Source organism: Streptomyces sp. NPDC025638 (assembly GCF_055558775.1).
In genome coordinates this window covers 191,693-214,352 of record NZ_JBVHLX010000015.1, presented here as the reverse complement: position 1 = coordinate 214,352, position 22,660 = coordinate 191,693, and the positions used below count along the sequence as shown (strand labels likewise).

General features: G+C 71.7%; 22 protein-coding genes. 8 read left to right on the top strand and 14 right to left on the bottom strand.

All coding sequences use genetic code 11. From position 1 onward, the window contains the following. Positions 1-353 precede the first annotated feature (353 nt). Positions 354-788 (bottom strand): PepSY domain-containing protein, encoded by a 435-nt coding sequence (locus ACZ4EG_RS34490; RefSeq protein ID WP_467793402.1) that lies wholly within the window; start codon positions 786-788, stop codon positions 354-356. 305 nt (positions 789-1,093) lie between these two features. Between ACZ4EG_RS34490 and ACZ4EG_RS34485 the strand changes: the two genes are divergently transcribed. Together ACZ4EG_RS34485 and ACZ4EG_RS34480 are read left to right on the top strand one after the other, a co-directional pair. Further along, positions 1,094-3,322: an acetate--CoA ligase family protein gene (locus ACZ4EG_RS34485; protein WP_467793401.1), complete on the top strand. Its 2,229-nt coding sequence runs from the start codon at positions 1,094-1,096 to the stop codon at positions 3,320-3,322. Next, the gene (locus tag ACZ4EG_RS34480; RefSeq protein WP_467793400.1) at positions 3,319-4,107 is read left to right on the top strand and encodes an enoyl-CoA hydratase/isomerase family protein; all 789 of its coding nucleotides are present in this window, start codon (positions 3,319-3,321) and stop codon (positions 4,105-4,107) included. The genes ACZ4EG_RS34485 and ACZ4EG_RS34480 overlap by 4 nt, the downstream gene beginning before the upstream one ends. 3 nt (positions 4,108-4,110) lie before the next feature. Here ACZ4EG_RS34480 and ACZ4EG_RS34475 read toward each other — a convergent pair whose 3' ends face one another. Then, positions 4,111-4,989, bottom strand: a complete 879-nt coding sequence (locus ACZ4EG_RS34475; RefSeq protein WP_467793399.1) for a hypothetical protein — start codon at positions 4,987-4,989, stop codon at positions 4,111-4,113. Between the two features lie 82 nt (positions 4,990-5,071). Here ACZ4EG_RS34475 and ACZ4EG_RS34470 point away from each other — a divergent pair, with 82 nt between their 5' ends. Next, a complete protein-coding gene (locus ACZ4EG_RS34470; RefSeq protein ID WP_390709994.1) occupies positions 5,072-5,674 on the top strand; it encodes a flavin reductase family protein in 603 nt (200 codons plus the stop codon). Here the strand turns inward: ACZ4EG_RS34470 and ACZ4EG_RS34465 are convergent. From ACZ4EG_RS34465 to ACZ4EG_RS34450, 4 genes are all read right to left on the bottom strand, one after another. Further along, the gene (locus ACZ4EG_RS34465) at positions 5,671-6,978 is read right to left on the bottom strand and encodes an MFS transporter (protein WP_467793398.1); all 1,308 of its coding nucleotides are present in this window, start codon (positions 6,976-6,978) and stop codon (positions 5,671-5,673) included. The two genes, ACZ4EG_RS34470 and ACZ4EG_RS34465, sit on opposite strands and share 4 nt — an antisense overlap. A 92-nt stretch (positions 6,979-7,070) precedes the next feature. Beyond that, positions 7,071-8,120, bottom strand: a complete 1,050-nt coding sequence (locus ACZ4EG_RS34460; protein WP_453551518.1) for a Zn-dependent alcohol dehydrogenase — start codon at positions 8,118-8,120, stop codon at positions 7,071-7,073. After that, positions 8,120-9,274, bottom strand: coding sequence for an acyl-CoA dehydrogenase family protein (locus tag ACZ4EG_RS34455; RefSeq protein WP_467793397.1), 1,155 nt, complete (start codon positions 9,272-9,274; stop codon positions 8,120-8,122). The genes ACZ4EG_RS34460 and ACZ4EG_RS34455 overlap by 1 nt, the downstream gene beginning before the upstream one ends. Before the next feature lie 106 nt (positions 9,275-9,380). Then, positions 9,381-10,295 carry an SDR family NAD(P)-dependent oxidoreductase gene (locus tag ACZ4EG_RS34450; protein WP_467793396.1) on the bottom strand — a complete coding sequence of 305 codons (915 nt, stop codon included), beginning with the start codon at positions 10,293-10,295 and terminating at the stop codon, positions 9,381-9,383. A gap of 85 nt (positions 10,296-10,380) precedes the next feature. Here ACZ4EG_RS34450 and ACZ4EG_RS34445 point away from each other — a divergent pair, with 85 nt between their 5' ends. After that, a complete protein-coding gene (locus ACZ4EG_RS34445) occupies positions 10,381-11,307 on the top strand; it encodes a cyclase family protein (RefSeq protein WP_467793395.1) in 927 nt (308 codons plus the stop codon). 267 nt (positions 11,308-11,574) lie between these two features. On the opposite strand, the gene ACZ4EG_RS34440 is transcribed toward ACZ4EG_RS34445, so the two are convergent. The 4 genes from ACZ4EG_RS34440 to ACZ4EG_RS34425 form a co-directional block, all read right to left on the bottom strand. Next, positions 11,575-12,036, bottom strand: a complete 462-nt coding sequence (locus ACZ4EG_RS34440) for an ATP-binding protein (RefSeq protein ID WP_467793427.1) — start codon at positions 12,034-12,036, stop codon at positions 11,575-11,577. Between the two features lie 18 nt (positions 12,037-12,054). Beyond that, the gene (locus ACZ4EG_RS34435; RefSeq protein ID WP_453551529.1) at positions 12,055-12,192 is read right to left on the bottom strand and encodes a hypothetical protein; all 138 of its coding nucleotides are present in this window, start codon (positions 12,190-12,192) and stop codon (positions 12,055-12,057) included. Between the two features lie 398 nt (positions 12,193-12,590). Then, complete coding sequence (locus tag ACZ4EG_RS34430; RefSeq protein WP_467793426.1) at positions 12,591-13,460, bottom strand: acyl-CoA dehydrogenase family protein; 870 nt, start codon at positions 13,458-13,460, stop codon at positions 12,591-12,593. An 8-nt stretch (positions 13,461-13,468) separates the two neighbouring features. Beyond that, positions 13,469-14,602 (bottom strand): acyl-CoA dehydrogenase family protein, encoded by a 1,134-nt coding sequence (locus ACZ4EG_RS34425; protein ID WP_467793425.1) that lies wholly within the window; start codon positions 14,600-14,602, stop codon positions 13,469-13,471. A 135-nt stretch (positions 14,603-14,737) separates the two neighbouring features. Here ACZ4EG_RS34425 and ACZ4EG_RS34420 point away from each other — a divergent pair, with 135 nt between their 5' ends. After that, the gene (locus ACZ4EG_RS34420) at positions 14,738-16,255 is read left to right on the top strand and encodes a class I adenylate-forming enzyme family protein (protein WP_467793394.1); all 1,518 of its coding nucleotides are present in this window, start codon (positions 14,738-14,740) and stop codon (positions 16,253-16,255) included. Here ACZ4EG_RS34420 and ACZ4EG_RS34415 read toward each other — a convergent pair. Both ACZ4EG_RS34415 and ACZ4EG_RS34410 read right to left on the bottom strand, forming a co-directional pair. Further along, positions 16,234-16,743, bottom strand: coding sequence for an EF-hand domain-containing protein (locus ACZ4EG_RS34415; RefSeq protein WP_467793393.1), 510 nt, complete (start codon positions 16,741-16,743; stop codon positions 16,234-16,236). The two genes, ACZ4EG_RS34420 and ACZ4EG_RS34415, sit on opposite strands and share 22 nt — an antisense overlap. 149 nt (positions 16,744-16,892) lie before the next feature. After that, positions 16,893-17,267, bottom strand: coding sequence for an STAS domain-containing protein (locus ACZ4EG_RS34410; protein WP_453551538.1), 375 nt, complete (start codon positions 17,265-17,267; stop codon positions 16,893-16,895). A 322-nt stretch (positions 17,268-17,589) separates the two neighbouring features. Here ACZ4EG_RS34410 and ACZ4EG_RS34405 point away from each other — a divergent pair, with 322 nt between their 5' ends. Both ACZ4EG_RS34405 and ACZ4EG_RS34400 read left to right on the top strand, forming a co-directional pair. Further along, on the top strand, positions 17,590-18,162 hold the full coding sequence (locus ACZ4EG_RS34405) for a sigma-70 family RNA polymerase sigma factor (protein ID WP_363298311.1): 573 nt from the start codon (positions 17,590-17,592) through the stop codon (positions 18,160-18,162). Beyond that, positions 18,159-19,583: a maleylpyruvate isomerase N-terminal domain-containing protein gene (locus tag ACZ4EG_RS34400; protein WP_467793392.1), complete on the top strand. Its 1,425-nt coding sequence runs from the start codon at positions 18,159-18,161 to the stop codon at positions 19,581-19,583. Before ACZ4EG_RS34405 ends, ACZ4EG_RS34400 begins: the two co-directional genes overlap by 4 nt. 181 nt (positions 19,584-19,764) lie before the next feature. Here the strand turns inward: ACZ4EG_RS34400 and purU are convergent, their stop codons facing one another. Together purU and ACZ4EG_RS34390 are read right to left on the bottom strand one after the other, a co-directional pair. Further along, positions 19,765-20,646, bottom strand: coding sequence for a formyltetrahydrofolate deformylase (purU, locus tag ACZ4EG_RS34395; protein ID WP_467793391.1), 882 nt, complete (start codon positions 20,644-20,646; stop codon positions 19,765-19,767). Positions 20,647-20,692: 46 nt separating this feature from the next. Continuing rightward, positions 20,693-21,193, bottom strand: coding sequence for an SCO4402 family protein (locus tag ACZ4EG_RS34390; RefSeq protein ID WP_453551546.1), 501 nt, complete (start codon positions 21,191-21,193; stop codon positions 20,693-20,695). Positions 21,194-21,310: 117 nt separating this feature from the next. On the opposite strand from ACZ4EG_RS34390, the gene ACZ4EG_RS34385 reads away from it, so the two are divergent. Beyond that, positions 21,311-22,627: an ABC transporter substrate-binding protein gene (locus ACZ4EG_RS34385; protein WP_453551549.1), complete on the top strand. Its 1,317-nt coding sequence runs from the start codon at positions 21,311-21,313 to the stop codon at positions 22,625-22,627. Positions 22,628-22,660 lie beyond the last annotated feature (33 nt).

The following is a 22,660-nucleotide window of genomic DNA, read 5'->3' as shown; positions in this document are numbered from 1 at the left end:
ACCGGTGCCGTACCGCCGTCTGCCGCCACCCGCTCTCATCCCGCGCCCGGCTCCGCCGGCCCCCGCTCGCCTCGGCTTCGGACTGCGCGTCGGCAACCGTGGCTTCGGCGGACCCGGTCGGGCCGTCCTCGGAGGACCAGGATTGGGGGGGAGAGGGAGAGGGCGAGGCGAGGGCGAGGGCGAGGGGTAGTCGAAGGCATCCTCCTCGAAGCGGTTCCCATAGCCGCCCCGTGCGGAGTCCGGGGCCGAAGGCCCCAGGATCGCCGTCACCTGGGCGTCCGGCAGTGGCGTGGTGGCGTTCTCGTGCTCGCTCGGCACCTGTTTCTCCCCTCCGGCCGGTCGACCCGTGCGTCTCAGCCGTTGTTCTCCGTCTCCTCGGTGCCTTCCTCCTCGGTGCCTTCCTCCTTGGTGCCGGTCACCTTGAAGGACTTGTCCAGGTACACCTCGACAGAGGTGCCGTCCGCCTTCTTCACCTCCACCGCGTACATGCCGGGCTTCTCCGCGTCCTCCTCGGACTTGATCACCGTGCCCGGGAAGGCGGCGACGGCCGCCGCCTCGGCCTTCTGCTTGATGTCGCCGGTCAGCGGCGGTTCCTTCTTGTCGTCGGTGTCACCGGCGGCCTCGCCCGCCGCGTCGGCACCGCCCGTGCCCTGGGCGGCCTGCTGGGTGTCGGACTTCGAACTGCCGGAGTCGGAGCCGGAGTCGGAACCGCCACCGCAGGCGGCGAGGGCGAACATCAGCACAGCGGCGGGAGCGGCAAGGAGGGCACGGCGGGGCAGGGCACGCATGGACTGTCTCCAGATTTCGGGGATGCGGTGATCCAGGAACCGGACCACCGGGGGACGGCAACGACGCTAGGAAGACGCTGTCGAGAGCCGGCCCAGCAGACGGAGAGCGGAAGCCCAGCAGTTGTCCAAAGTTTCGCCACCGATGCCAGGACGCCCACGGTCCCCGGCGACAGCGGGTACGCCGGAACCGACTCGTCGTACCGTTCGTCAACCTTTGCATGCAGGACAGTTCCTGACGTTGCGTCAGTTCAGTAATCTGACACTGCGTCAGTTAATTGTGCTGTCACACAGGAGCGGGCGGAACGATGCTTGGATCAACCCACGGCACCCTCACCACCGACTCCCGCCGGGCCCGGGTCATCGCCTGCGGTGAGCTGCGTCCCGGGCCCGCAGTCCACGGCCGGGCCGCCGACGTGGACGACCTCGATGTGAGCGGGCGGCCACTGTATGCGGACGTACCGGATCTGGACCGGTTCTTCCGGCCCGAGTCCGTCGCCGTGATCGGTGCCTCCGACGCCGAGGGACGGCCGAACACCGGGATCACCCGGCAGCTGCTGGCCTGGGCCGAGCGGGTCGGGGCGCGGGTGCACCCGGTGCATCCCACCCGGCCGTCGGTCTTCGGCATCCCCTGTGTCGCCTCCGTCGCCGAGCTGCCCGAGCAGGTCGACCTCGGCGTGCTGCTGGTCGCCGATCCGCTGCCGGTGGTCGAGGAACTCGCCGAGGCCAAGGTGAAGTTCGCCGTCGCCTTCGCCTCCGGGTTCGCGGAGACGGGCGAGGAGGGGGCCGAGGCCCAGGAGCGGCTCGCGGCCGCCGTCCGACGCTCGGGGCTCCGGCTGCTCGGGCCGAACACCAACCTCAACGCCTTCGAGCGGTTCCGGGAGGACCTGGAGGGACCGGCGATCGCCCTGATCACCCAGTCCGGGCACCAGGGCCGGCCCGTCTTCGCCCTCCAGGAGCTCGGCATCCGGCTCTCCCACTGGGCCCCGACCGGCAACGAGGCCGACCTGGAGACCGCCGACTTCATCTCCTACTTCGCGGAGCGGCCCGAGGTCGGGGCCATCGCCTGCTATGTCGAGGGCCTCAAGGACGGCCGCGCCTTCCTGCTCGCCGCCGACCGCGCCGCCCGCCGCAAAGTGCCCGTCGTCGCCGTCAAGGTGGGGCGCACGGAGGCCGGCGCCCGTACCGCCGCCTCGCACACCGGCAAGCTCACCGGGTCCGACGACGTCGTGGACGCGGCCATGCGGCAGTTCGGGGTCGTCCGGGTCGACGGCCTCGACGAACTCCAGGACACCGCCGCCCTGCTGGCCCGCGCGCGGGCGCCGCTCGCCGACGGGGTCGTCGTCTACTCCATCTCGGGCGGCACCGGCGCCCACGTCGCCGACCTCGCCGCCGGGGCCGGGCTCAGGCTGCCGGTGCTGTCCGAGGCGCGGCAGGCCGAGCTGCACCAGTGGATACCCGAGTACCTGAGCGTGGCCAACCCGGTGGACAACGGCGGGCATCCGGTCGGGGACCGGCGCGGCCGGAAGATCATCGACTCGCTCCTCGACGACCCGGAGGTGGGTGTGCTGATCTGCCCGATCACCGGGCCCTTCCCGCCCCTCAGCGACCGGCTCGTGCGCGACCTGGTCGACGCGGCCGAGGCGAGCGACAAGCTGGTGTGCGTGGTGTGGGGGTCGCCGGTCGGCACCGAGCCGGCGTACCGCGAGGTGCTGCTCGGCTCCTCCCGCGTGGCCACCTTCCGCACGGTCGGCAACTGCCTCACCGCCGTCCGCGCCTACCTCGACCACCACCGCTTCGTCCGCTCCTACCGCTCCCCCTTCGACGAGGCACCGCGCACCCCCTCCCCCTCCTTCAAGAAGGCACGGGCGCTGATGCAGCCGGGCCAGCAGCTGAGCGAGCACGCGGCGAAGCAACTGCTGCGCGCGTACGGCATCCGGGTGCCGCGCGAGCAGCTGGTGACCAGCGCGGCGGCCGCCGTACGCGCGGCCGGGCAGGTCGGCTACCCCGTGGTCATGAAGGCGTCCGGCGCGCAGATCGCCCACAAGACCGAGCTGGGCCTGGTGAAGATCGGCCTGACCTCCGCCAGCCAGGTCCGGGACGCCTATCGCGAGCTGACCGACATCGCCCGCTACGAGGGCGTCTCGCTGGACGGCGTCCTGGTGTGCCAGATGGTCGAGCAGGGTGTGGAGATGGTCGTCGGCGTCACGCACGACGAGCTGTTCGGGCCGACCGTGACGGTCGGTCTCGGCGGGGTGCTGGTGGAGGTGCTGCGGGACGCGACCGTACGCGTGCCGCCGTTCGGCGAGGAGCAGGCCCGGGACATGATCGCGGAACTGCGCGGGCGGGCGCTGCTGGACGGGGTGCGGGGGCGGCCGCCCGCCGATGTCGAAGGGCTCGTCGAGGTCGTGCTGCGGGTGCAGCGCATGGCCCTTGAGCTCGGGGACGAACTCGCCGAGCTGGACATCAATCCGCTGATGGTGCTGCCCCGGGGGCAGGGCGCGGTGGCGCTGGACGCGCTGGCGGTGTGCCGGTGACGGCCCCGGTGGAGCGGGCGACCGGCGAGGGGGTCTCGCGCATCGCACTCAACCGCCCCGAGGCGCTCAACGCCCTCACCCCGGACATGCGGGAGCGCGTCATCCAGCTGCTGTCGGAGGCGTCCGCCGACCCGGACGTACGGGCCGTCGTCCTGACGGGGACGGGGCGCGGGTTCTGCGCGGGGGCGGATCTGCGGGGCGGAACCGGCAGCGGTGAACGGATCCCGGGTGACGTCGCGCGCACACTGCGTCTCGGCGCCCAGCGGCTGATCGCCGCCGTGCTGGACTGCGAGAAGCCGGTGCTGGCCGCCGTGAACGGCACCGCGGCCGGCCTCGGCGCGCATCTCGCGCTCGCCTGCGACCTCGTACTGGCCGCGGAATCCGCCCGGTTCATCGAGGTGTTCGTACGGCGCGGACTCGTACCGGACGGCGGCGGGGCGTATCTGTTGCCCCGCCTGATCGGCCCGCAGCGCGCCAAGGAGCTGATGTTCTTCGGCGACGCGCTGACCGCGCCGGACGCCGAGCGGCTCGGGCTGGTCAACCGGGTCGTGCCGGACGGGGAGCTGGACAAGACGGCCCGGGAGTGGGCGGCCCGGCTGGCCACCGGGCCCACCCGGGCGCTCGCCCTGACCAAGCAGTTGGTGAACGCCTCCTTCGACACCGACCGCGCCTCGGCCTTCGCCGCGGAGGCGGCCGCGCAGGAGATCAACATGACGACGGAGGACGCCCGGGAGGGGCTCAGGGCCTTCGTGGAACGCAGAAGCCCGGAGTTCCGAGGGCGGTGAGGGTCAGCCGGCCGCCGCTCGCTTGAGGATCACCAGGTCACCCGCGTCCGGGTCGCCGAAGCGCACGAACAGTTCGGGGTCGCCCTCGGTGCCGCCGATGGTCCAGCGGGTGTCCTCGCCGCAGTCGCCGTCGAGCCGTACGAGCACGCCGTCGCGCCCGGAGCGGTCCGTCTCCCAGGTGCCGAAGCTGCCGCACGTGACGTAGTCCTTGAAGCGGTAGTCGTCGCCCGTGGGCTGGGTGGCCAGCCGGATCGCCTCGGCCCGCCCGCCGGGTCCGAGCCGCAGCTCCGAGCCCTTCGGGCCGCGCCAGACCCCGGTGAGCTGGGCGGTGGTGAGCTTCGGAGGCACGTACTGGGGGATCAGTCCCGTGACGGAGGCCAGGACGCCGCCGCCGAAGGTCAGCACGAGCAGCGGGACGGAGGCGAGCGCCGAGCGCCACCAAAGGCCCCACGGGCGCCAGGTGCGCCCGCGCGCCCAGGCGACGCCGAGCGCGGGCAGGACGCCCAGGGCCGTCAGGCACATGACCGTGGTGACCGGCGGCCAGTCCCGGAGCAGCGCCATCAGCGCACCCCACACGGCCGCCGGCGCCACGGGAGCCGCCAAATGCCAGAGCCGGCCGGGCCCGCCGAACCGCCGGACTGCGAGCCGGGCGACCACCAGCGAGGGCGCGGTGAGGAGGACCGCCTGGACCACGCCCACAAAGGGCAGCAGAAAGGGTGAGAAGACCAGCAGGCACAGGATCCCGAAGGCACCGCCGTATCCGGCGCCGTAGTCGTCACCGCTCGCGCCGATGATCCACGCCAACAGCGCGGCGGACGGAATCTGCGCCGAGCACAGCGGCACGGCCAGACCGAAGTCCCGGCGTATGTCTCCCCACCCCATGTCGGCAGCCTATGTACGCCCTCCCCGCAGCCCGCCGCACCCCTTCCCATCTGACGCACCGTCAGCTTCAATGGGCGGTGTGATGGGACACGCAGGGATGGCGGCCGCCGCCGTCCGCTACCTCAGGTCGGTCGACGCCCCGCCCCCGGGGCCCGTCGAGGCGCTGCCGCGCCCGGAGCTGCGGTGTGTCGGGGAGGACGAGCGGGCGCCGGTCGACCAGGGCGAGTTCCGGCGCGTGCTGGGGCACTTCGCGACCGGCGTGACCGTGGTCACGGCCCCTGCCGCCGACGGCGAGGACGGCCCCGCAGGCTTCGCCTGCCAGTCCTTCTCCTCCCTCTCCCTCGACCCGCCACTCGTCGCCTTCATGGTGGGCCGTACGTCGACGACCTGGCCGCGGATCGCCCGTGCGGGCGTCTTCTGCGTGAACGTCCTGGGCGCCCACCAGGGCGAGTTGTGCCGGGGCTTCGCGGTGCGGGGCGCGGACAAGTTCGCGGGCGTCGAATACGGCGCGGCACCCGTCTCCGGCTCCCCCCGCCTGGCCGGCACGCTCGCCTGGATCGACTGCACCGTCCACGCCGTGCACACCGGCGGCGACCATCTGATCGTCGTGGGCCGGGTGGACGCGCTGGGCACGGCCGACGAGGACGCGGCGCCCCTGCTGTTCCACAAGGGACGCTTCCGCTAAGCCGCGACCACCGCGGGAACCGCAGCCCGCCGCCGGATCACCAGCGCCATCAGGGCCGCCGCCGCGCACAACGCGCCGGAGGCGTACCAGACCATGTCGTACGACCCGAAGACGTCCCGTGCCACACCGCCGAGGAAGGCGACGAGGGCCGCGCCCACCTGGTGGGAGGCGAGCACCCAGCCGAAGACGATCGCGCTGTCCTCGCCGTACTGCTCCCGGCACAGGGCCAGGGTGGGCGGGACGGTGGCGACCCAGTCGAGGCCGTAGAAGACGATGAAGAAGATCATCGGCGGGTGGACCGACGGAGCGAGGAACATGGGCAGGAACAGGAGCGAGATCCCGCGCAGCGCGTAGTACACGGCGAGCAGGCGGCGCGGTTCGAAGCGGTCGGTGAACCAGCCGGAGGCGATCGTGCCGGCCACGTCGAACACCCCGATGACCGCGAGCAGCGAGGCCGCCGCGGTGACCGGCATGCCGTGGTCGTGGGCCGCGGGCACGAAGTGCGTCTGGATCAGGCCGTTGGTGGAGGCCCCGCAGATCGCGAAGGTGCCGGCCAGCAGCCAGAAGGGGCCGGTGCGGACCGCGGAGAGAAGGACCGTGACGGTCCGGCGGGCGGCGCCGGTGACGGGCTCCGGCTTCGGTACGAACTCCTCGGCGCCGTAAGGCTTCTGGCCCACGTCGGCCGGGTGGTCGCGCAGCAGCAGCCAGACGAACGGGACGACCGCGAGGGCGGTCAGGGAGACCGTGACGGCGGCCGGGCGCCAGTCGTACGTCTCGACCATCCAGGACAGCAGCGGCAGGAAGATCAGCTGACCGGAGGCCGAGGCCGCGGTGAGGATGCCGCTCACCAGGCCGCGGCGCGCGGTGAACCAGCGGTTGGTGACCGTCGCGGCGAACGCGAGCGCCATCGAGCCGGAGCCGAGACCGACCAGCAGACCCCAGCACAGCATCAGCTGCCAGGCCGCCGTCATCCACACCGTCAGGCCCGAGCCGACCGCGATCACGGTCAGCGCGACGGCGACCACCCGGCGGATGCCGAAACGGTCCATCAGCGCGGCGGCGAAGGGCGCGGTGAGCCCGTACAGCGCGAGGTTGACGGAGACCGCGGCACCGATCGTGCCGCGCGACCAGCCGAACTCCTGGTGCAGCGGGTCGATGAGCAGACCGGGCAGGGAGCGGAAGGCGGCCGCGCCGGTGATCGTGACGAAGGTGACGGCGGCGACGAACCACGCCCGGTGGATGCGGGGCGATCGGCTGGACTTCGGTTCCTGTGCGGCTGCGATGGCCTCGGTTGTCTGGGTCACGCCATAAAGGGTCCGTTCTGAGCGCCCCGCCATCGAGTGGCCCGAGGGACAGTATTCATTAGGATCGGGCCACGCGGGTCGGAAATCACCTGTCAGAAGGTGAGCACCCCCCGCGCCACCCTCCCCGCCTCCGCGTCCGCCCGTGCCTTCTCGAAGTCCTCGACCGGGTACGTCTCCGTCACCAGCTCGTCCAGCAGCAGCCGCCCCTGCCGGTACAGCTCGGCGTACAGGGCGATGTCGCGCTGGGGGCGGGAGGAGCCGTAGCGGCAGCCCAGGATGGACTTGTCCAGGTACATGGAGGAGACCAGGAAGGACGCCTCCGCGGACGCCGGCGGGACGCCCAGCAGGACCGCCTGGCCGTGCCGGTCGAGGAGGTCGACGGCCTGGCGGATCAGCTCGGTCCGGCCCACGCACTCGAAGGCGTGGTCGGCGCCGGTGGGCAGGATGTCCCGCACGCCCTCCGTCGAGGTCAGGAAGTCCGTGGCACCGAACTGCCGGGCCACCGGTTCCTTCGCCGGGTTGGCGTCCACCGCCACGATCCGCGGCGCGCCCGCGATCCGCGCGCCCTGGATGACGTTCAGGCCGATCCCGCCGGTCCCGATGACCAGGACGGTGTCCCCGAGGCCCACCCGGGCCCGGTTGAGCACGGCCCCCACGCCGGTCAGCACACCGCAGCCCATCAGCGCGGCGGACGGCATCGGGATGTCCTCGGGGATCCGCACCGCCTGCACGGCCTTCACGACCGTACGTTCCGCGAAGGCCGAGTTGGAGGCGAACTGATGGACCGGCTGCCCGCCCCTGCGGAAGGGCTTCCCCGGCCGGCCGATCGCCTTGCGGCACATGGTCGGGCGCCCCCGGTCGCAGTCCGCGCACGTACCGCAGTTCGCGAGGGTGGAAAGCGCCACGTGGTCCCCCGGCGACACATGACGGACACCCTCGCCGACCGCCTCCACCACCCCGGCGCCCTCGTGCCCCAGCACCACGGGAACGGGGAAGGGTATGGTCCCGTCCACCACGGACAGGTCGCTGTGGCAGAGCCCGGCCGCCGAGATGGAGACCAGTACCTCACCGGGCCCGGGATCCCGCACCTCCAGGTCGTCGACGACCTGGACCTGCCTGCCGTCGAACATCACACCGCGCATCACACGACCCCCTTGGGTTCTCTCGGCAGACCGAGCACGCGCTCGGCGATGATCGTGCGCTGTACCTGGTCCGAGCCGCCGTAGATGGTGTCGGCCCGGGAGAACAGGAACAGGTGCTGCGCCGCGTCGAGTTCGTACGGCGCCGAGGGCGACCAGTCCACGGGCCCCACGCCCGCCGCCGCGCCGCGCACCCGCACCGCCAGCTCCCCGAGCCGCTGGTGCCAGCCCGCCCACAGCAGCTTGGCCACGCTGGGCGCGCCGGGGTCGCCCGAACCGCCCAGGGTGCGCAGGGCGTTCCAGCGCATGGCGCGCAACTCGGCCCACTGGCGCACGAGCCGGTCGCGGACGACCGGGTCGGCGGCGGCACCGGTCTCGACGGCCGTGCGCAGGACACGCTCCAGTTCCTGGGCGAACCCGATCTGCTGGGCGAGGGTGGACACACCCCGCTCGAAGCCGAGCAGGCTCATGGCGACCTGCCAGCCCTCGCCCTCGCCACCCACGACGTGCTCCACGTGCGCGCGTGCGCCGTCGAAGAAGACCTCGTTGAAGTCGCTGGTGCCGGTCATCTGGCGGATGGGCCGCACCTCGATACGGCCCGGCTGGTCCATCGGCACCAGCAGGAAGCTCAGCCCGTGGTGCCGGCGCGAGTCCGGGTCGGTGCGCGCCAGCACGAAGCACCAGTCGGCCTCATGGGCGAGCGAGGTCCAGATCTTCTGACCGCTGATCCGGTAGTACGGCTCCTGCGGTTCGCGTACGGCGGTGGTGCGCACCCCGGCCAGGTCCGAACCGGCACCGGGTTCGCTGTAGCCCTGACACCACAGTTCCGCACCGGCGGCGACCGGCGGCAGGAACCGGGACTTCTGGGCGTCGCTGCCGTGGGCGATGAGCGTGGGCGCGAGCAGATTCTCCCCGATGTGCCCGGACCGCGGCGGCGCGGCGGACCGCGCATACTCCTCGGCCCAGACGACCTGCTGGGTGAGGCCGACGGTCCGGTTGCCGTAGCCGTCCTCCGGCCAGCCGAGCCCGATCCAGCCGGCTCCGCCGAGGGTGCGTTCCCAGACGCGGCGGTCATGAGCGGTTCCGGCGTGCTCCGCGAGCCAGGCCCGGACCTCGGTGCGGAACGCCTCGTCCTCAGGGTTGAATCCAAAGTCCACGGGGGTCTCCTCTCAACACCGGCCACGCCAACCAACCCAGGGGCGCGGGGAACTGCGCGACAGGCCACGAACAACCCGCAGCCGCCAATCCACAAACGCTCCCGAGCTATTGGGCGTTGGGCCGAGAACCTTCTCGCGCCGCCCTCTCCATCGCCTCCAACTGCGCCAGCATCGGCATGGGATCCACCCCGACCGACCCAGGCAGAAAGTCGGCAATCCGCTCCGGCGTCCAGGAACCCTCGCAGTAAGCCGAACGCAGTTCCCTCGGCTGAGCCCACACCGCGATCTTGGGCCCCGCAACGGTGTACACCTGCCCGGTCACCCCCGCCTCACGGGCCCGGTCGGACAGCAGATAGACCACCAGCGCGGCCACGTCCTCCGGCTCCCCGATCTCCTTCAGCTCCATGGGAACCCCCGCCGACATCCGCGTACGAGCCACCGGAGCCACCGCATTCGCGCTCACCCCGTACTTGTTCAGGCCCAGCGCGGCGCTCCGCACCAGCGAGATGATCCCGCCCTTCGCCGCGCTGTAGTTGGCCTGTGACACCGAGCCCTGGTGGTTGCCGCTGGCGAAGCCGATGAGCGTGCCGGACCGCTGCTTGCGCATGACCGCCGAGGCCGCGCGGAACACCGTGAAGGTGCCCTTGAGGTGGGTGGCGACGACCGGGTCCCACTCCTCCTCGGTCATGTTGAACAGCATCCGCTCGCGCAGGATCCCGGCCACGCAGACGGCTCCGTCGAGGCGGCCGTACGCCTCCAGGGCCGTGTCGACGACGCGCCGGCCGCCCGCCATCGTGGAGATGTCGTCGGCCACCGCGACCGCGTCGCCCCCCGTCGCCTCGATCTCCTTGACCACCGCCTCGGCGACCTCGCTGGTCGGTGCGGTGCCGTCGGTGGACACGCCGTAGTCGTTGACGACGACCCGGGCGCCCTCGGCCGCCGCGGCGAGGGCGACCGCCCGGCCGATGCCCCGTCCGGCGCCCGTCACGGCGACGACCTTGCCTGCCAAGAAGTTCCCCACGCCCGGCCCCTTCCCGCGGTTTCTGACGGACCGTTAGATTTTATGGCGCGTCGGACCGTGAAGGACAAGCCCCGGGGAGGCCCCGATGTCACTGCCGGACGAGTTCCACGACATCGCCAAGCGTGTGAACAACTGGGGGCGTTGGGGGGCGGACGACGAGATCGGCACCCTGAACCTGATCACCGACGAGGTGGTGCGCGAGGCGGCGGCGACGGTCCGCACCGGCCGCCGTGTGCCGCTCGCGCTGGCGCTGCGTGAGGACGGTGTGCAGACCGGGATGATCCCGGGGCGGGTCAATCCGCTGCACACGATGGTGCAGATCAACCAGGAGATCTTCGGGCCGGGGACGGTGGCGTGCAGCGACGACGCGGTGACGATGGGGCTGCAGGCGGCGACCCACTGGGACGCGCTGACCCATGTCTCGCACTCCGGGAAGCTCTACAACGGCCGGCCCGCGCACACCGTCACCGCGCACGGCGGCGCCGAGTTCAGCGGGATCGACAAGGTGCGGCACATCGTCTCGCGCGGGGTGCTGCTCGACGTGGCACGCGCGCGTGGCGTGGACCGGCTCGACGGCGGGCACGCGGTCACCCCGGAGGATCTGGAGGCGGCCGAGGAGTTCGCCGGTACGCGGGTGCGGGCCGGCGACATCGTGCTGGTGCGGACCGGACAGGTCCAGGTGTATCTCGCCGGGGACAAGCACGGGTACGGCTATCCGTCGCCGGGTCTTTCGGTGCGTACCCCGGAGTGGTTCCACGCGCGCGATGTCGCGGCCGTCGCGAACGACACGCTCACCTTCGAGATATTTCCGCCCGAGATCGAGAATCTGTGGCTGCCCGTGCACGCCCTGGATCTGGTGGAGATGGGGATGCTCCAGGGCCAGAACTGGAATCTCGAAGAGTTGTCCACAGCCTGTGGAGAAGCAGGGCGGTACGCGTTCCTGCTGTCGGCGATGCCCGAGCCGTTCGTAGGGGCGACGGGAACTCCGGTGGCACCGGTGGCCGTTCTCTGAGGCGCCCTCCGCGCCGTTCTGCGCGGCCCGCGGCTGCTCCGGCTGGCGGCGCGGGCACCGTCTCACGCGCCGCCATCCGGTTCGACCCACACTCGACGAGGGCTTCCGTCACCGAGGCCCTCGCCGTCCCCTCGCGGCGAATCGCTGAGCACAAGCGTGATCAAACGGTCACGAGGCGTCAACACCGGTACGGCGATTTATTACTTAACATCCTGTTTGGAACCGACGCGCACGGATGCACACCCGGCGCATCACCGTGCACCGGAACTACACGGCTTCGAAGGCCAGCCCCTCGAATTCGGCGACCCCGCCCCCGTACGCCGCCGTGCTCTCCCCGCGCTCGGCGCAGCGGTCCAGTTCGCACCAGATGCGCTTGCCGGCGCCGTCGGGACTCCAGCCCCAGCGGTCGGCGAGGCCGTCGACGAGCGCCAGTCCGCGCCCCCCGGTCGCGTTCCCGTCCACACACCGCGGCACCGGGGCGCGGTTGCTGGTGTCGGCCACCTCCAGGCGCACCGTCGCCGGCTCGACCTCCACCGAGGGCAGCGACAGCCGCAGCACGGCCGGACAGCCGGTGTGCACCACGGCGTTGGTGACCAGTTCGGAGACGAGCAGGATCAGGATCTCGGCCAGCGGCTCGTCCGCCGCTATCCCGGACCCGGCGAGCCGCGAGCGGGCCCACCTCCTGGCCCGTCCCACCTCCGCGGGGTCGGGCCGGATCTCCAGCTGCACTTGAAGCACCTGCACCGCTCACACCATCCGAACCGGCGGACACATGACCCCACGCCACGCGAACGCCACGACGAGGGTCGCGACGAGCACCACGGCGAGGGCCACGATCGTAGCCATTTTCTGCATGGCCAGGACAACGGCCAGAGCAAGGGTCACGGAACGTGATTCCCTTACGAGACAGCATGGTTGACGTACAGTCACCCCAACAAGCGCTTCAGGCATATTCCAGCGCGAAGGAGTACGCGTGCGGCATACTGTGCGACGCTCGTTCAGGGGAGTCGAACAGGCGGGGGCGCAAGCCCTTACCGCCCTGCAGGCGGCGGCGCGCACCGCCGAATGCGGGGCCGCCCCAGGGGCGACACCGGCATGGCGCGTGCTCGGAACCACTCGCATCCCACAGAAGGTACCGGAGCGGACAGCCGACTCCAGGCCGTGACGAGTTACGCGTTGGACACAACCCGGTATCAACGCTCCGTAGTTCCGGTATGCCACGATCCGCGACATCCGCCGCACGCACCACACGGTTGCCGCAGCCCAGGGGTGGTTCGGGCGTCTCAGCGCAGCAGATCCAGGGCGAGCAGCTCCTCACTCTCCGCGGTCATGCCGCCACGCTGTGCCCGCACCCAGGCCCGTTTCAGATGCAGATGCACCTCGACCTCCCAGGTGAAGCCCATGCCGCCGTGCACCTGGAGGCAGTCGCGGGCGCCACGTTCGGCGGCCTCGTCGGCGAGCAGCCGGGCCGCCGCGATGTCCACCGGGTCGGCGGTGACGGCGGCCGCGTAGACGGCCGCCCGGGCCGTCTCGGCGCGTACAAGCATCTCCGCGCACAGGTGTTTGACCGCCTGGAAGGCCCCGATCGGCTGCCCGAACTGCTCTCGCGTCCGGGCGTGGCGCACGGCCAGCTCGCACGCGCGCGTGGCCGTGCCGAGTTGTTCGGCGGCGGTGAGGAGCACGGCGACGGGGTCGGCGGCGGCCGGGAGGGCGTCCGGCACCCGGTGCAGCGGGGTCAGCGGGTCCACCGACCGCAGCGGCACGGCCCCGGAGGCGTCCCCGAGCACCACGTCGGCCTCCGTCAGCCACTCCACCGGGCCGCCGTCGACGGCGGTCACGACCGTCTCCCCGGTCGCCGCGCCGGCCACGGTCCCGGCCGCGAGATGCGTGGCCACCAGCGGCCCGGGCAGCAGCGCCCGCCCGGCCTCCTCGAAGGCCAACACGGTCTCGGGCAGACCGAGTCCGACCCCGCCCCGGGCCTCCGGCAGCCGCAGCGCGAACAAGCCCGCCTCGCCCAGCTCGCGCCACAGCGCCCGGTCCAGGCCCGGTGCGGCCACGGCGGCCCGCAGCGCGTCCGCGTCGAAGCGCCGGGCCAGCAGCTGCCGTACACCGTCGCGCAACGCGCGCTGGTCCTCGGTGAGTTGGAAGCGCATGGTGCGTGTCACCGCCCCTTCGGCAGTCCGAGGATGCGTTCGGCCACGATGTTCCGCTGGATCTGCGAGGTGCCGGCGGCGATGGTGTACGAGAGGGAGGAGAGGCGGTCGAGGACCCAGGGCCGGCCGAGGTCGAGGGACTCCGCGCCGAGTACGTCCGCCGCCGCGTCGTACAGCTCCTGGCGGGCGTGCGAGTACCTCAGCTTGAAGACGGAGCCGCCGATGCCCGGCACCCCGCCGCCCGTCTCCGCCTCGCTCACGTTCCACTGCGTCAGCCGCCACAGCGCCCGGAACTCGGCGTTCAGCCGGCCCAGCCGGCGCCGGAGCGCCGGGTCGTCCCAGCGGCCGTTCTTGCGGGCCTCACGGGCCAGTTCGCCCAGGACCCGACGGCAGGCGACCACCTCGCCGACGAAGGCCGTGCCGCGCTCGAAGGAGAGCGTCACCATGGTCACGCGCCAGCCGTCGTTCTCGGCGCCCACCCGGTTGGCCACCGGCACCCGCACCTCGTCCAGGAACACCTCCGCGAACTCCGCCGACCCGGCGAGGGTGCGCAGCGGACGTACCGTGATGCCCGGCGCGTCCATGGGCATGGCCAGCCAGGTGATGCCCCGGTGCTTGGGCGCCGCGGGGTCGGTGCGCACCAACAGCTCGCACCAGTCGGCGACTTCCGCGTGCGAGGTCCAGATCTTGGACCCGCTCACCACGTAGTGGTCGCCGTCCCGCCACGCGCGCGTGCGCAGTGCGGCGAGATCGGAGCCGGCGTCCGGCTCGCTGAACCCCTGGCACCACACCTCGTCGCCGCGCAGCACGGGCGGCAGCCAGCGGGCCCGCTGCTCGGGCGTCCCCTCGGCGGCGATCGTCGGCCCGGCGTGCAGCAGCCCGACGAAGTTCGCCCCGACGTAGGGCGCGCCCGCCTGTTCCGTCTCCTCCAGGAAGATCAGCCGTACGGTGGGGGACGCGTCCCAGTGCACCTCCGCGTACCCGGCGTCGTACAGCGTCCGCTGCCACCCGAGGTCGTACGCGCGCCGTGCCGGCCAGTCGTCGGGGGACGGCTTCGGCGGCAGGCCGGGCAGCACCTCGGCCAGCCACTCCCGCAGCCGGGCCCGGAAGTCCTCCTCCTCGGGCGTGTACGACAGGTCCATTCCGGCCCCCACTTATCTGATACTTCGTCAGATACTCCGGGCAGGCTAGCCCCGCACCTCTGGACCGACAAGGCGCCCGGCCCTACGCTCTGCCACACGATCTGACGTAGCGTCAGCTTGACGGAGGATGCCGGGATGAACGTCACCGCACACGAACTGAGCACGTCCCGCACGCTCTGGGACCTGGTCGTGCGCCGCGCCGAACTCACCCCCGACCGGCCGGTGTTCCTCCAGGACGACCGGGCGCTGACCTTCGGGGAGCTGCGCGGGCGCGCCGAGCGGGTGGCGGCGGGCCTGTACGGCATGGGGGTGCGGCCCGGCACGGTCGTCGCCTGGCAGCTGCCCACCCGGATCGAGACGGCCGTGCTGTCCTTCGCGCTGGCCCGGCTGGGCGCCGTGCAGTCCCCCGTCATCCCGTTCTACCGGGACCGGGAGGTCGGTTTCGCGCTGCGGGAGTCCAGGGCGGAGTTCTTCGCCGTACCGGGCACCTGGCGGGGCTTCGACCACACGGAGATGGCGCGGCGGCTGGGCGCGAAGGGGGTCTTCGAGGCGTACGACGACCTGCCCGACGGCGATCCCGGGGTGCTCCCCGCCCCGCCCGCCGAGGGCACCTCGGTCCGCTGGATCTACTGGACCTCGGGGACCACCTCCGACCCCAAGGGCGTCCTGCACACCGACCGCTCACTGATCGCGGGCGGCTCCTGCCTCGCCCACGCCCTGCATCTGTCGGCGGCGGACGTGGGCTCGATGGCGTTCCCGTACGCGCACATCGCCGGGCCCGACTACACGGTGATGCTCCTGCTCTACGGCTTCCCCGCGGTGATGTTCGAGCAGTTCGCGCTGCCCCGGGCGCTGGAGGGGTACCGCAGGCACGGGGTGACGGTGGCGGGCGGATCGACCGCGTTCTACTCGATGTTCCTCGCCGAGCAGCGCAAACAGCCGGGCGAGAAGGTGATCCCGACGCTGCGGCTGCTCGCGGGCGGCGGGGCGCCGAAGCCGCCGGAGGTCTATCACGCGGTGGTCCGCGAGATGGGGGTGCAGCTCACGCACGGGTACGGCATGACGGAAGTCCCGATGATCACCATGGGGTCGCCGGACGACACGGCCGAGAACCTCGCGACGACGGAGGGGCGGCCGCCGCAGGGGATGGAGATCCGGATCGTGGACGGGGAGGTGCGGTTGCGCGGGGAGGCCGTCTGCCAGGGGTATCTGGACCCGGCGCAGACGGCGAAGGCCTTCGACGAGGAGGGCTTCCTGCGCACCGGCGACCTCGGGCAGCTGACCGACAGCGGTCATCTGGTGCTGACGGGCCGGTCCAAGGACGTGATCATCCGCAAGGGCGAGAACATCTCCGCGAAGGAGATCGAGGACCTGCTGCACCGGCACCCGGCCGTCGGGGACGTGGCGGTGATCGGCCTGCCGGACGCCGAGCGCGGGGAGCGGGTGTGCGCGGTGATAGAGGCGGCGGCACAGCCGGCGGAGGCCGCCGGGCTGACCCTGGACGCGGTGACCTCGTACCTGCGCGCGGAAGGGCTGTCGGTGCACAAGCTGCCGGAGCAGCTGGAGGTGGTGGACGCCCTTCCGCGCAACGAGACCCTGCGGAAGGTGCTCAAGTACAAGCTGCGGGAGCGCTATTCGGACACGGTGAAGTAGCGGGCGACCGCGGGCACGATCTCCGCCTCGCCCACCCTGCCGTCGCCGTCGGTGTCGAGCGCGCCGGCGGTCGTCCGTGCGATGTCGTCCTGCACCCCGAGGGCCCTGAGCACCCGCGCGGTGTTCTCCACGGTGGCCGTGCCGTCCGGGGCGGCCGCGAGGTCCAGGGCCGCGTGCAGGAAGGGGCGGGCGATCTCGGCGAACCGGTCGGGGTTGTCGTGCAGCCGCTTGACCGCGCCGTTCACGAACTCCTCGCGGGTGATGCGCTGGTCGCCGTCGCGGTCCGCGATGCCCGCCATGCCCTGCCAGAACGCCTCGGCGCCCGCGTACAGGGCCTGCCCCTTGTCGGATCTGGCCGCGGTCCCGAACTCGGCGAGCAGCGCCTTGGCCGCTCCGCTGAAGTCCTCACGGTCGATCCAGCCGTTGCCGTCCTGGTCGAAGGTGGCGAACCGGGCGGTGATCCTTCGCTCGTACTCGCTGCTGACCATGTCTCTCCGGGCCGCCTTACGTCACGTCGGGGTACGTCTGATCGGGAGCGTACGACGCTGCGCCCCACCTGGGGACGGAAAACCGACGGTTGTGCCAAGACCGGGGGAATTCTGAGACAACAGTGTGGCAATGGCTTGATCCTGCGGGCTCAGGCCGACAGTGGTTCCGTGTCTTCCGTCGTTGCCGATTCCAGGTCCGGGTAGACGTCGAACAGGCGGCGGACACCCAGTGCGGCGAAGACCCGGTTGACGTGGGAGCCGTCCGCCGTGCCCAGGGCGGGGAGGATCAGCCGTAGTCTGCCGCGGCAGGAGCGGATCAGGCGGCGGGCGGCGATCAGTACGCCGACGCCGCTGGAGTCGCAGAAGAAGACCTCCGAGAGGTCGAGGACCAGGGCGTGATGACCCTCGGCCACCACGTCGTGCACCCGCTGCCGCAGCACCGGTGATGTCACCAGGTCCAGTTCGCCCGACACCCGGAGCACGGCCCAGTCGCCCCGCTCGATGCCGGTCACCTTGAATGCCACGGCCCAGCCCTCCGCTCGCCGGATCTCATGGAACCGCCCGGAAATGGAAGCAGTTCCTACGTTTCTTTCCGCGCGGCTGCCCAGCGGCCGTTCCCTGAAACCCCGGGTAACAAACCGATGGCGATCGGCAAGGGTCTTGTTTCGGTCACTATCGATCCTGTTCGATCGGAAGAGGATTGGGCAGCAGCACAGCGATCCCTTACCACCCGCGGCCTCTCAGGGGGCGCACATTGGCACAAAGGGGCGTGCGCTCCCGAAGGTGCCGACTACATTCGAGGAGACGGTGGACACAGGCTGGACGCGGACATGGGGAGGAGGCCGGATGGCGAAGAAGGACGCACCGCCCCGCTGGGACCGCAAGATGCAGCAGCGGCTCGCCCGCGGCGAGGCGGCCGCCCTCGGCGAGCTCTACGACCGCTTCGCCTCGCTCGTGCACGGCCTCGCCCACCGCGTCCTCGGCGACGAACGCGCCGCCGACGGCATCACCCGTGACGTCTTCGCCCACGTCTGGGAGCACCCGGACACCTACGACCCCAGGCAGGGTCCCCTGCGCTCCTGGGTCGCCGCGCTGACCCACCGGCTCGCCGTACAGCGGCTGCGCGCCACCGAGACCGCCGCGCTCACCCGCGGCGACACCGGCTCCACGGAGGAGCTGGAGCGCAAGGTGCACCACGCCTCGGTCGCCGCCCGCGCCGACTACATCGTCCACTCCATGCCCACCCCGCTGCGCGCCGCCCTGGAACTGGCCTACTTCCAGCGCCGCGACTACCGCCAGACCGCCGTCGACCTCGGCGTCACCGAGGACGAGGCCCGCCGCCGGCTCCGCCTGGGCCTGCAGCTGCTGTCCACCGCCCACGACGCCGGCCGGCCGCGGGGATACGGGGGTGCGCTGTGAGCGGAGCGGGACGCTTCGAGGCGTACGACGAGGACGAGGGCTACGACGGCCCCTTCGACGACGACTTCCAGGACGAGAACGAGCACGGCACGGAGTACGACGGTCAGGGCGCCGAAAGCGGCGACGCACGGCCGTCGGAGCCGGGCGGCCCCGGCGGGAACGGCGGCAGCGGCAACGGCAACGGCAACGGCAACGGCGGGAACGGCGACGGCAGGAACCCGGGCCGGCCGCCCCGCATACCGATGCCCCGGATCTCCGTCGAGGACAGCGGGCTGCCGCTGCCCGAGCCCTCCGGCATCGCACCGGCCCCACTGGTACTGCCGCACGACGTCCTGAAGTCGCTGCTCGGAGCGTGGGCGCTGGCCGCCTGCTCGGCCGCGGAGGCGGCGGCCGTCGAGGAGCACCTCGGCGAGTGCGGCACGTGCGCGGACGAGGCGCTGCGGCTGCGCGCGGCGGTCGGTCTGCTGCACCAGCCGGAGAGCCTGGACCTGGATCCGACGCTGCGCACCCGGGTCCTGGAGAGCTGCCTGGAGCGCCGGCAACCGGCCATCCCGGTGCCCGAGTGGACGACACCGTACGACGCCGAGACCGCCCGTCTCGACGCGCTGCTCCAGGACATCGGCGACGCCGAGTGGCATGCGCCGGTGCGGCTGCGGTGGTTCGAGCGCGACGTGGCGACGAGCCGCCGTACGACGGTCGCCGGGGTGATCGCGCACCTGATGTCGGTCGACGGCCTGGTCGCGGTCGCGCTGGGCCTCGAGGACCCGCTGGGCGAGGCGGAGGGAGAGACACCGCTGACCCCGGCCGCGCGCACCGAGGCGTTCTGGACGGCCTCGCGCTTCCCGCCGACCCGCTCCGTGCGGGCGCCGTGGCGCGAGCAGAGCCACAGCATCGTACGGACCGTGTCCTTCACCGGCGGCGGACAACTGACCGTTCCGTACGGCGACTTCGAGCTGCCGCTGCGCGACGCGATGCTCGACCGGGCCTTCGAGTGCTGGGTGCACGCGGACGACATCGCGGAGGCGGTGGACTACCCGTACGAAACGCCCTCGCCGCGCCATCTGAACCAGATGGTCGACCTGGCGGCCCGTATGCTCCCGGCCGTTCTCGCGGCCAGGCGCCGCGCGGGCCTGGCCTCGCCCGGCGCGGCCCGCCATCTGGTCACCGCGGGCGCGCCCGGCCGCAGCCTGCGCCTGGAGATCGAGGGCTGCGGCGGCGGCGAGTGGCTGATCCCGCTCGACGCCCCGGGAGCGGTGGGCTCCGCCGATCACGAGGTGGCCCATGTCGCCCTGGACGGCGCCGAGTTCTGCCGCCTGGCCGCGGGCCATGTGCCTCCGGCGGAAGCGGCGGCGGGTCAGGTCGGCGACCGGGAGGCGATCAGGGACGTCCTGTTCGCGGCGGCTTCGTTGAGCCGGATGTAGGGGGCGGTTGCCGCTCGCGGGCGGCCGCGGGTCGTCTGTGGCTGATCGCGCCCACGCGGCGGAGCCGCATATCGACGGAGCCCCGCGCCCCTTGAGGCGGCCGCACGTTGAGGGGCGCGGGGAACTGCGCGAACGGCCCCCACGCACCCGCAGCCGCCCGCGAAGCAGACCCCCCGAGCTCCTAGGCGAACACCACCGTCCGGCGCCCGTTCAGCAGAATCCGTCGCTCCGCATGCCACTTGACGGCCCGCGCCAGCGCCTGGCACTCCACGTCGCGGCCGATGGCGACCAGCTGGTCCGGAGTGACATCGTGGCCGACGCGCTCGACCTCCTGCTCGATGATCGGGCCCTCGTCGAGGTCGGCGGTGACGTAGTGCGCCGTGGCGCCGATCAGCTTCACGCCCCGCGCATGCGCCTGGTGGTACGGCTTGGCGCCCTTGAAGCTCGGCAGGAAGGAGTGGTGGATGTTGATGATCCGGCCGCTGAGCTGCTTGCACAGGTCGTCCGAGAGGACCTGCATATAGCGGGCGAGGACGACCAGCTCGACGTTCTTCTCGCGGACAAGCTCCAGCAGCTGCGCCTCGGCCTGCGCCTTGGTGTCCTTGGTGACCGGAATGTGATGGAAGGGAATGTTGTACGACCCCACCAGCTCGGCAAAGTCCGTGTGGTTGGAGACCACGGCCGCGATCTCCACCGGAAGCGCACCGATACGGGCGCGGAACAGCAGGTCGTTCAGGCAGTGGCCGAACTTGCTGACCATCAGGACGATGCGCATCTTCTCGTCGGCCCGGTTGATCTGCCAGTCCATCTGGAAGGAGTCACCGATCGCCGCGAAGCTCGCCCGCAGCTTGTCCACCGTCACCGGCGGCTCCGCCGAGAAGTGGACGCGCATGAAGAACAGTCCCGTGTCGTGGTCGCCGAACTGCTGGCTGTCCTCGATGTTGCAGCCGGTCATGAACAGGTAGCTCGACACGGCGTGCACGATGCCCTGCTTGTCCGGGCAGGAGAGGGTGAGGACGTACTGGTCGGCGGGGGCCGCGGCTCGGCCGGACTGCTCACTCATGCAGCACAGGGTCCCATACCGGCCCTGCCCCGCGGATCGCAGTCCGCTACGCGGACCGCGTCATTATCCGCAGTACCTCAAGGCTCCGCGGCGGCGCGTCCGGGTCCTCCCCGTCGCTCGCCGACATCCGGACGTGCGCGTCCCGTGCCGCCCGCACCGCCTCCGGCCACGCATGGTGCTCGACGTAGGCCTGGACCGGCGCGTCGGGCCCGACCTGGTGCATGATCCGCAGCACCCGCAGCACGGCGGTGTCGATGAGCGCCGCCTCCTGCGAGTCCCGGAAGATCGTGCCGACGTACTTCTCGGCGGACCAGCTGTCCAGCCAGGTGTCCTCCACCAGCCGGTACACGGCGTCGGTCACGTCGCCGTATCCGTCCACGCCGGCCAGCCAGACCTCGCGCTGGAAGACCGGATCGGAGAGCATGTGCAGCGCGGAGCGCACATTGCTGCGCCAGCGCCACCACGGCATGTCGTTGAGTGGCATGCCGCCCATGGTGGATGAGCGACGGCCGCGACGGGAAGAGTTCTCCGAACCTTGCACGGTCACCGATCGTACGTTCTTCGTCCCAGGCGTCTCATCGGCCCCCGTAATTCACCTGGGTGTCACCCTTCGTTGACCAAGGGTCACTCCCGGGTTAGCGATGTGACGGAATCGTGCTTGTCCATGACCGGCAGGCGATACTCGCGCAGCACCTTCTTCCCCATCTTCACCCGCCCCGTCAGAAGAGCATCCGCACTCTCCGCGGGCGCTCTGGTGGCGTGTGCCGCGCTGACCGCCGGCTGCGGGGTCATCCCCGGTGCCGCGGGGGGCTCCGGGGATGACCCGATCAAGGTCATGACCTGGGCGCCCGAGAACACCAACGCCACCAACAAGCCGGGCATGCCGGCCATGGCCGCAGCGTACGCCCGCTGGATCAACGCCCGCGGCGGCATCAACGGCCGCAAGCTCAAGGTCCTGTACTGCAACGACCACAACGACAGCGTCGACGCCGCGAAGTGCGCCCAGCGCGCGGTCGACGAGAACGTGGTCGCGGTCGTCGGCTCCTACAGCCAGTTCGGCGACACCTACCTGGCCCCGCTGGAGAGCGCGGGCATCCCGTACATCGGCGGGTACGGCGTGACGAACGACGAGTTCACCAGCGTCACGTCCTACCCCGTCAACGGCGGCCAGCCCACGCTCCTGGCCGGCCTCGGCAAGGCGCTCGCCGCGAACTGCGGCCCCGTGGCGCTGGTCCGGCCCGACAGCATCGCGGGCGACGAGCTGCCCCCGCTGCTCGACTCGGGCCTGAAGTCGGGCGGCCACACGCCGGCGGACGACCTGCTCGCGGCCGAGGACTCCACCGAGTACGGCATACCGTCGGAGCGGGCCCTGCAGGAGTCGACCAAGGACCCGGTGAAGAAGGGGTGCGTGGTCCCCGCGCTCGGGGAGCGCACGGACACCTTCATGGACTCCTTCCGGCGTGCCCGCGAGGACTTCCCGTCGGTGAAGACCGCGACCGTCCTCGGCAGCGTCGACCAGACGGTGATCAACTCGACGGGCGGGGCGAACAGCCCGTACGAGGGGTCCTACATCACCGGCTGGTACCCGGTGACCTCCGACGCCCGCTGGAACCGGATGAAGAAGGTGATCAACGAGGAGGCCTTCGGCGACAACCGCATCGACCCCGCGGACGCCGGAGTGCAGACCACGTGGATCGCGTACACCGTCCTGAAGGCCGTCCTGGAGCGGATCGGCACCGGTGAGGTGAGCGCGGACACCGTGCGCCGGACCCTCGACGACGGCCTCAAGGTCACCACGGGCGGCCTCACCCCGACGCTCCAGTGGCAGCGCTACACGGGCAAGCTCGCCGGCGTCGGCTTCGCCCGCCTGGTCAACGCCCATGTGACCCTCCAGGTCGTACGGGAGGGCCGGCTGGTGTCGGCCAAGAAGGCCGGGGTCGTCGACGTGACGACGACACTGGAGAACGCGGACCTCGGCTAGGGCCTGTCCGGCGGATCAGGCCCTGGGTCCCGC

Bases quoted from the DNA above. Each gene is read 5' to 3' on its own strand.
- ACZ4EG_RS34485 (WP_467793401.1), top strand. From the start codon at position 1,094: ATGCTTGGATCAACCCACGGCACCCTCACCACCGACTCCCGCCGGGCC.
- ACZ4EG_RS34445 (WP_467793395.1), top strand. From the start codon at position 10,381: ATGTCACTGCCGGACGAGTTCCACGACATCGCCAAGCGTGTGAACAAC.
- ACZ4EG_RS34475 (WP_467793399.1), bottom strand. From the start codon at position 4,989: ATGGGGTGGGGAGACATACGCCGGGACTTCGGTCTGGCCGTGCCGCTG.
- ACZ4EG_RS34490 (WP_467793402.1), bottom strand. From the start codon at position 788: ATGCGTGCCCTGCCCCGCCGTGCCCTCCTTGCCGCTCCCGCCGCTGTG.
- ACZ4EG_RS34430 (WP_467793426.1), bottom strand. From the start codon at position 13,460: ATGCGCTTCCAACTCACCGAGGACCAGCGCGCGTTGCGCGACGGTGTA.
- ACZ4EG_RS34405 (WP_363298311.1), top strand. From the start codon at position 17,590: ATGGCGAAGAAGGACGCACCGCCCCGCTGGGACCGCAAGATGCAGCAG.
- ACZ4EG_RS34385 (WP_453551549.1), top strand. From the start codon at position 21,311: ATGACCGGCAGGCGATACTCGCGCAGCACCTTCTTCCCCATCTTCACC.
- ACZ4EG_RS34425 (WP_467793425.1), bottom strand. From the start codon at position 14,602: ATGGACCTGTCGTACACGCCCGAGGAGGAGGACTTCCGGGCCCGGCTG.
- purU (WP_467793391.1), bottom strand. From the start codon at position 20,646: ATGAGTGAGCAGTCCGGCCGAGCCGCGGCCCCCGCCGACCAGTACGTC.
- ACZ4EG_RS34415 (WP_467793393.1), bottom strand. From the start codon at position 16,743: ATGGTCAGCAGCGAGTACGAGCGAAGGATCACCGCCCGGTTCGCCACC.
- ACZ4EG_RS34470 (WP_390709994.1), top strand. From the start codon at position 5,072: ATGGGACACGCAGGGATGGCGGCCGCCGCCGTCCGCTACCTCAGGTCG.
- ACZ4EG_RS34460 (WP_453551518.1), bottom strand. From the start codon at position 8,120: ATGCGCGGTGTGATGTTCGACGGCAGGCAGGTCCAGGTCGTCGACGAC.
- ACZ4EG_RS34420 (WP_467793394.1), top strand. From the start codon at position 14,738: ATGAACGTCACCGCACACGAACTGAGCACGTCCCGCACGCTCTGGGAC.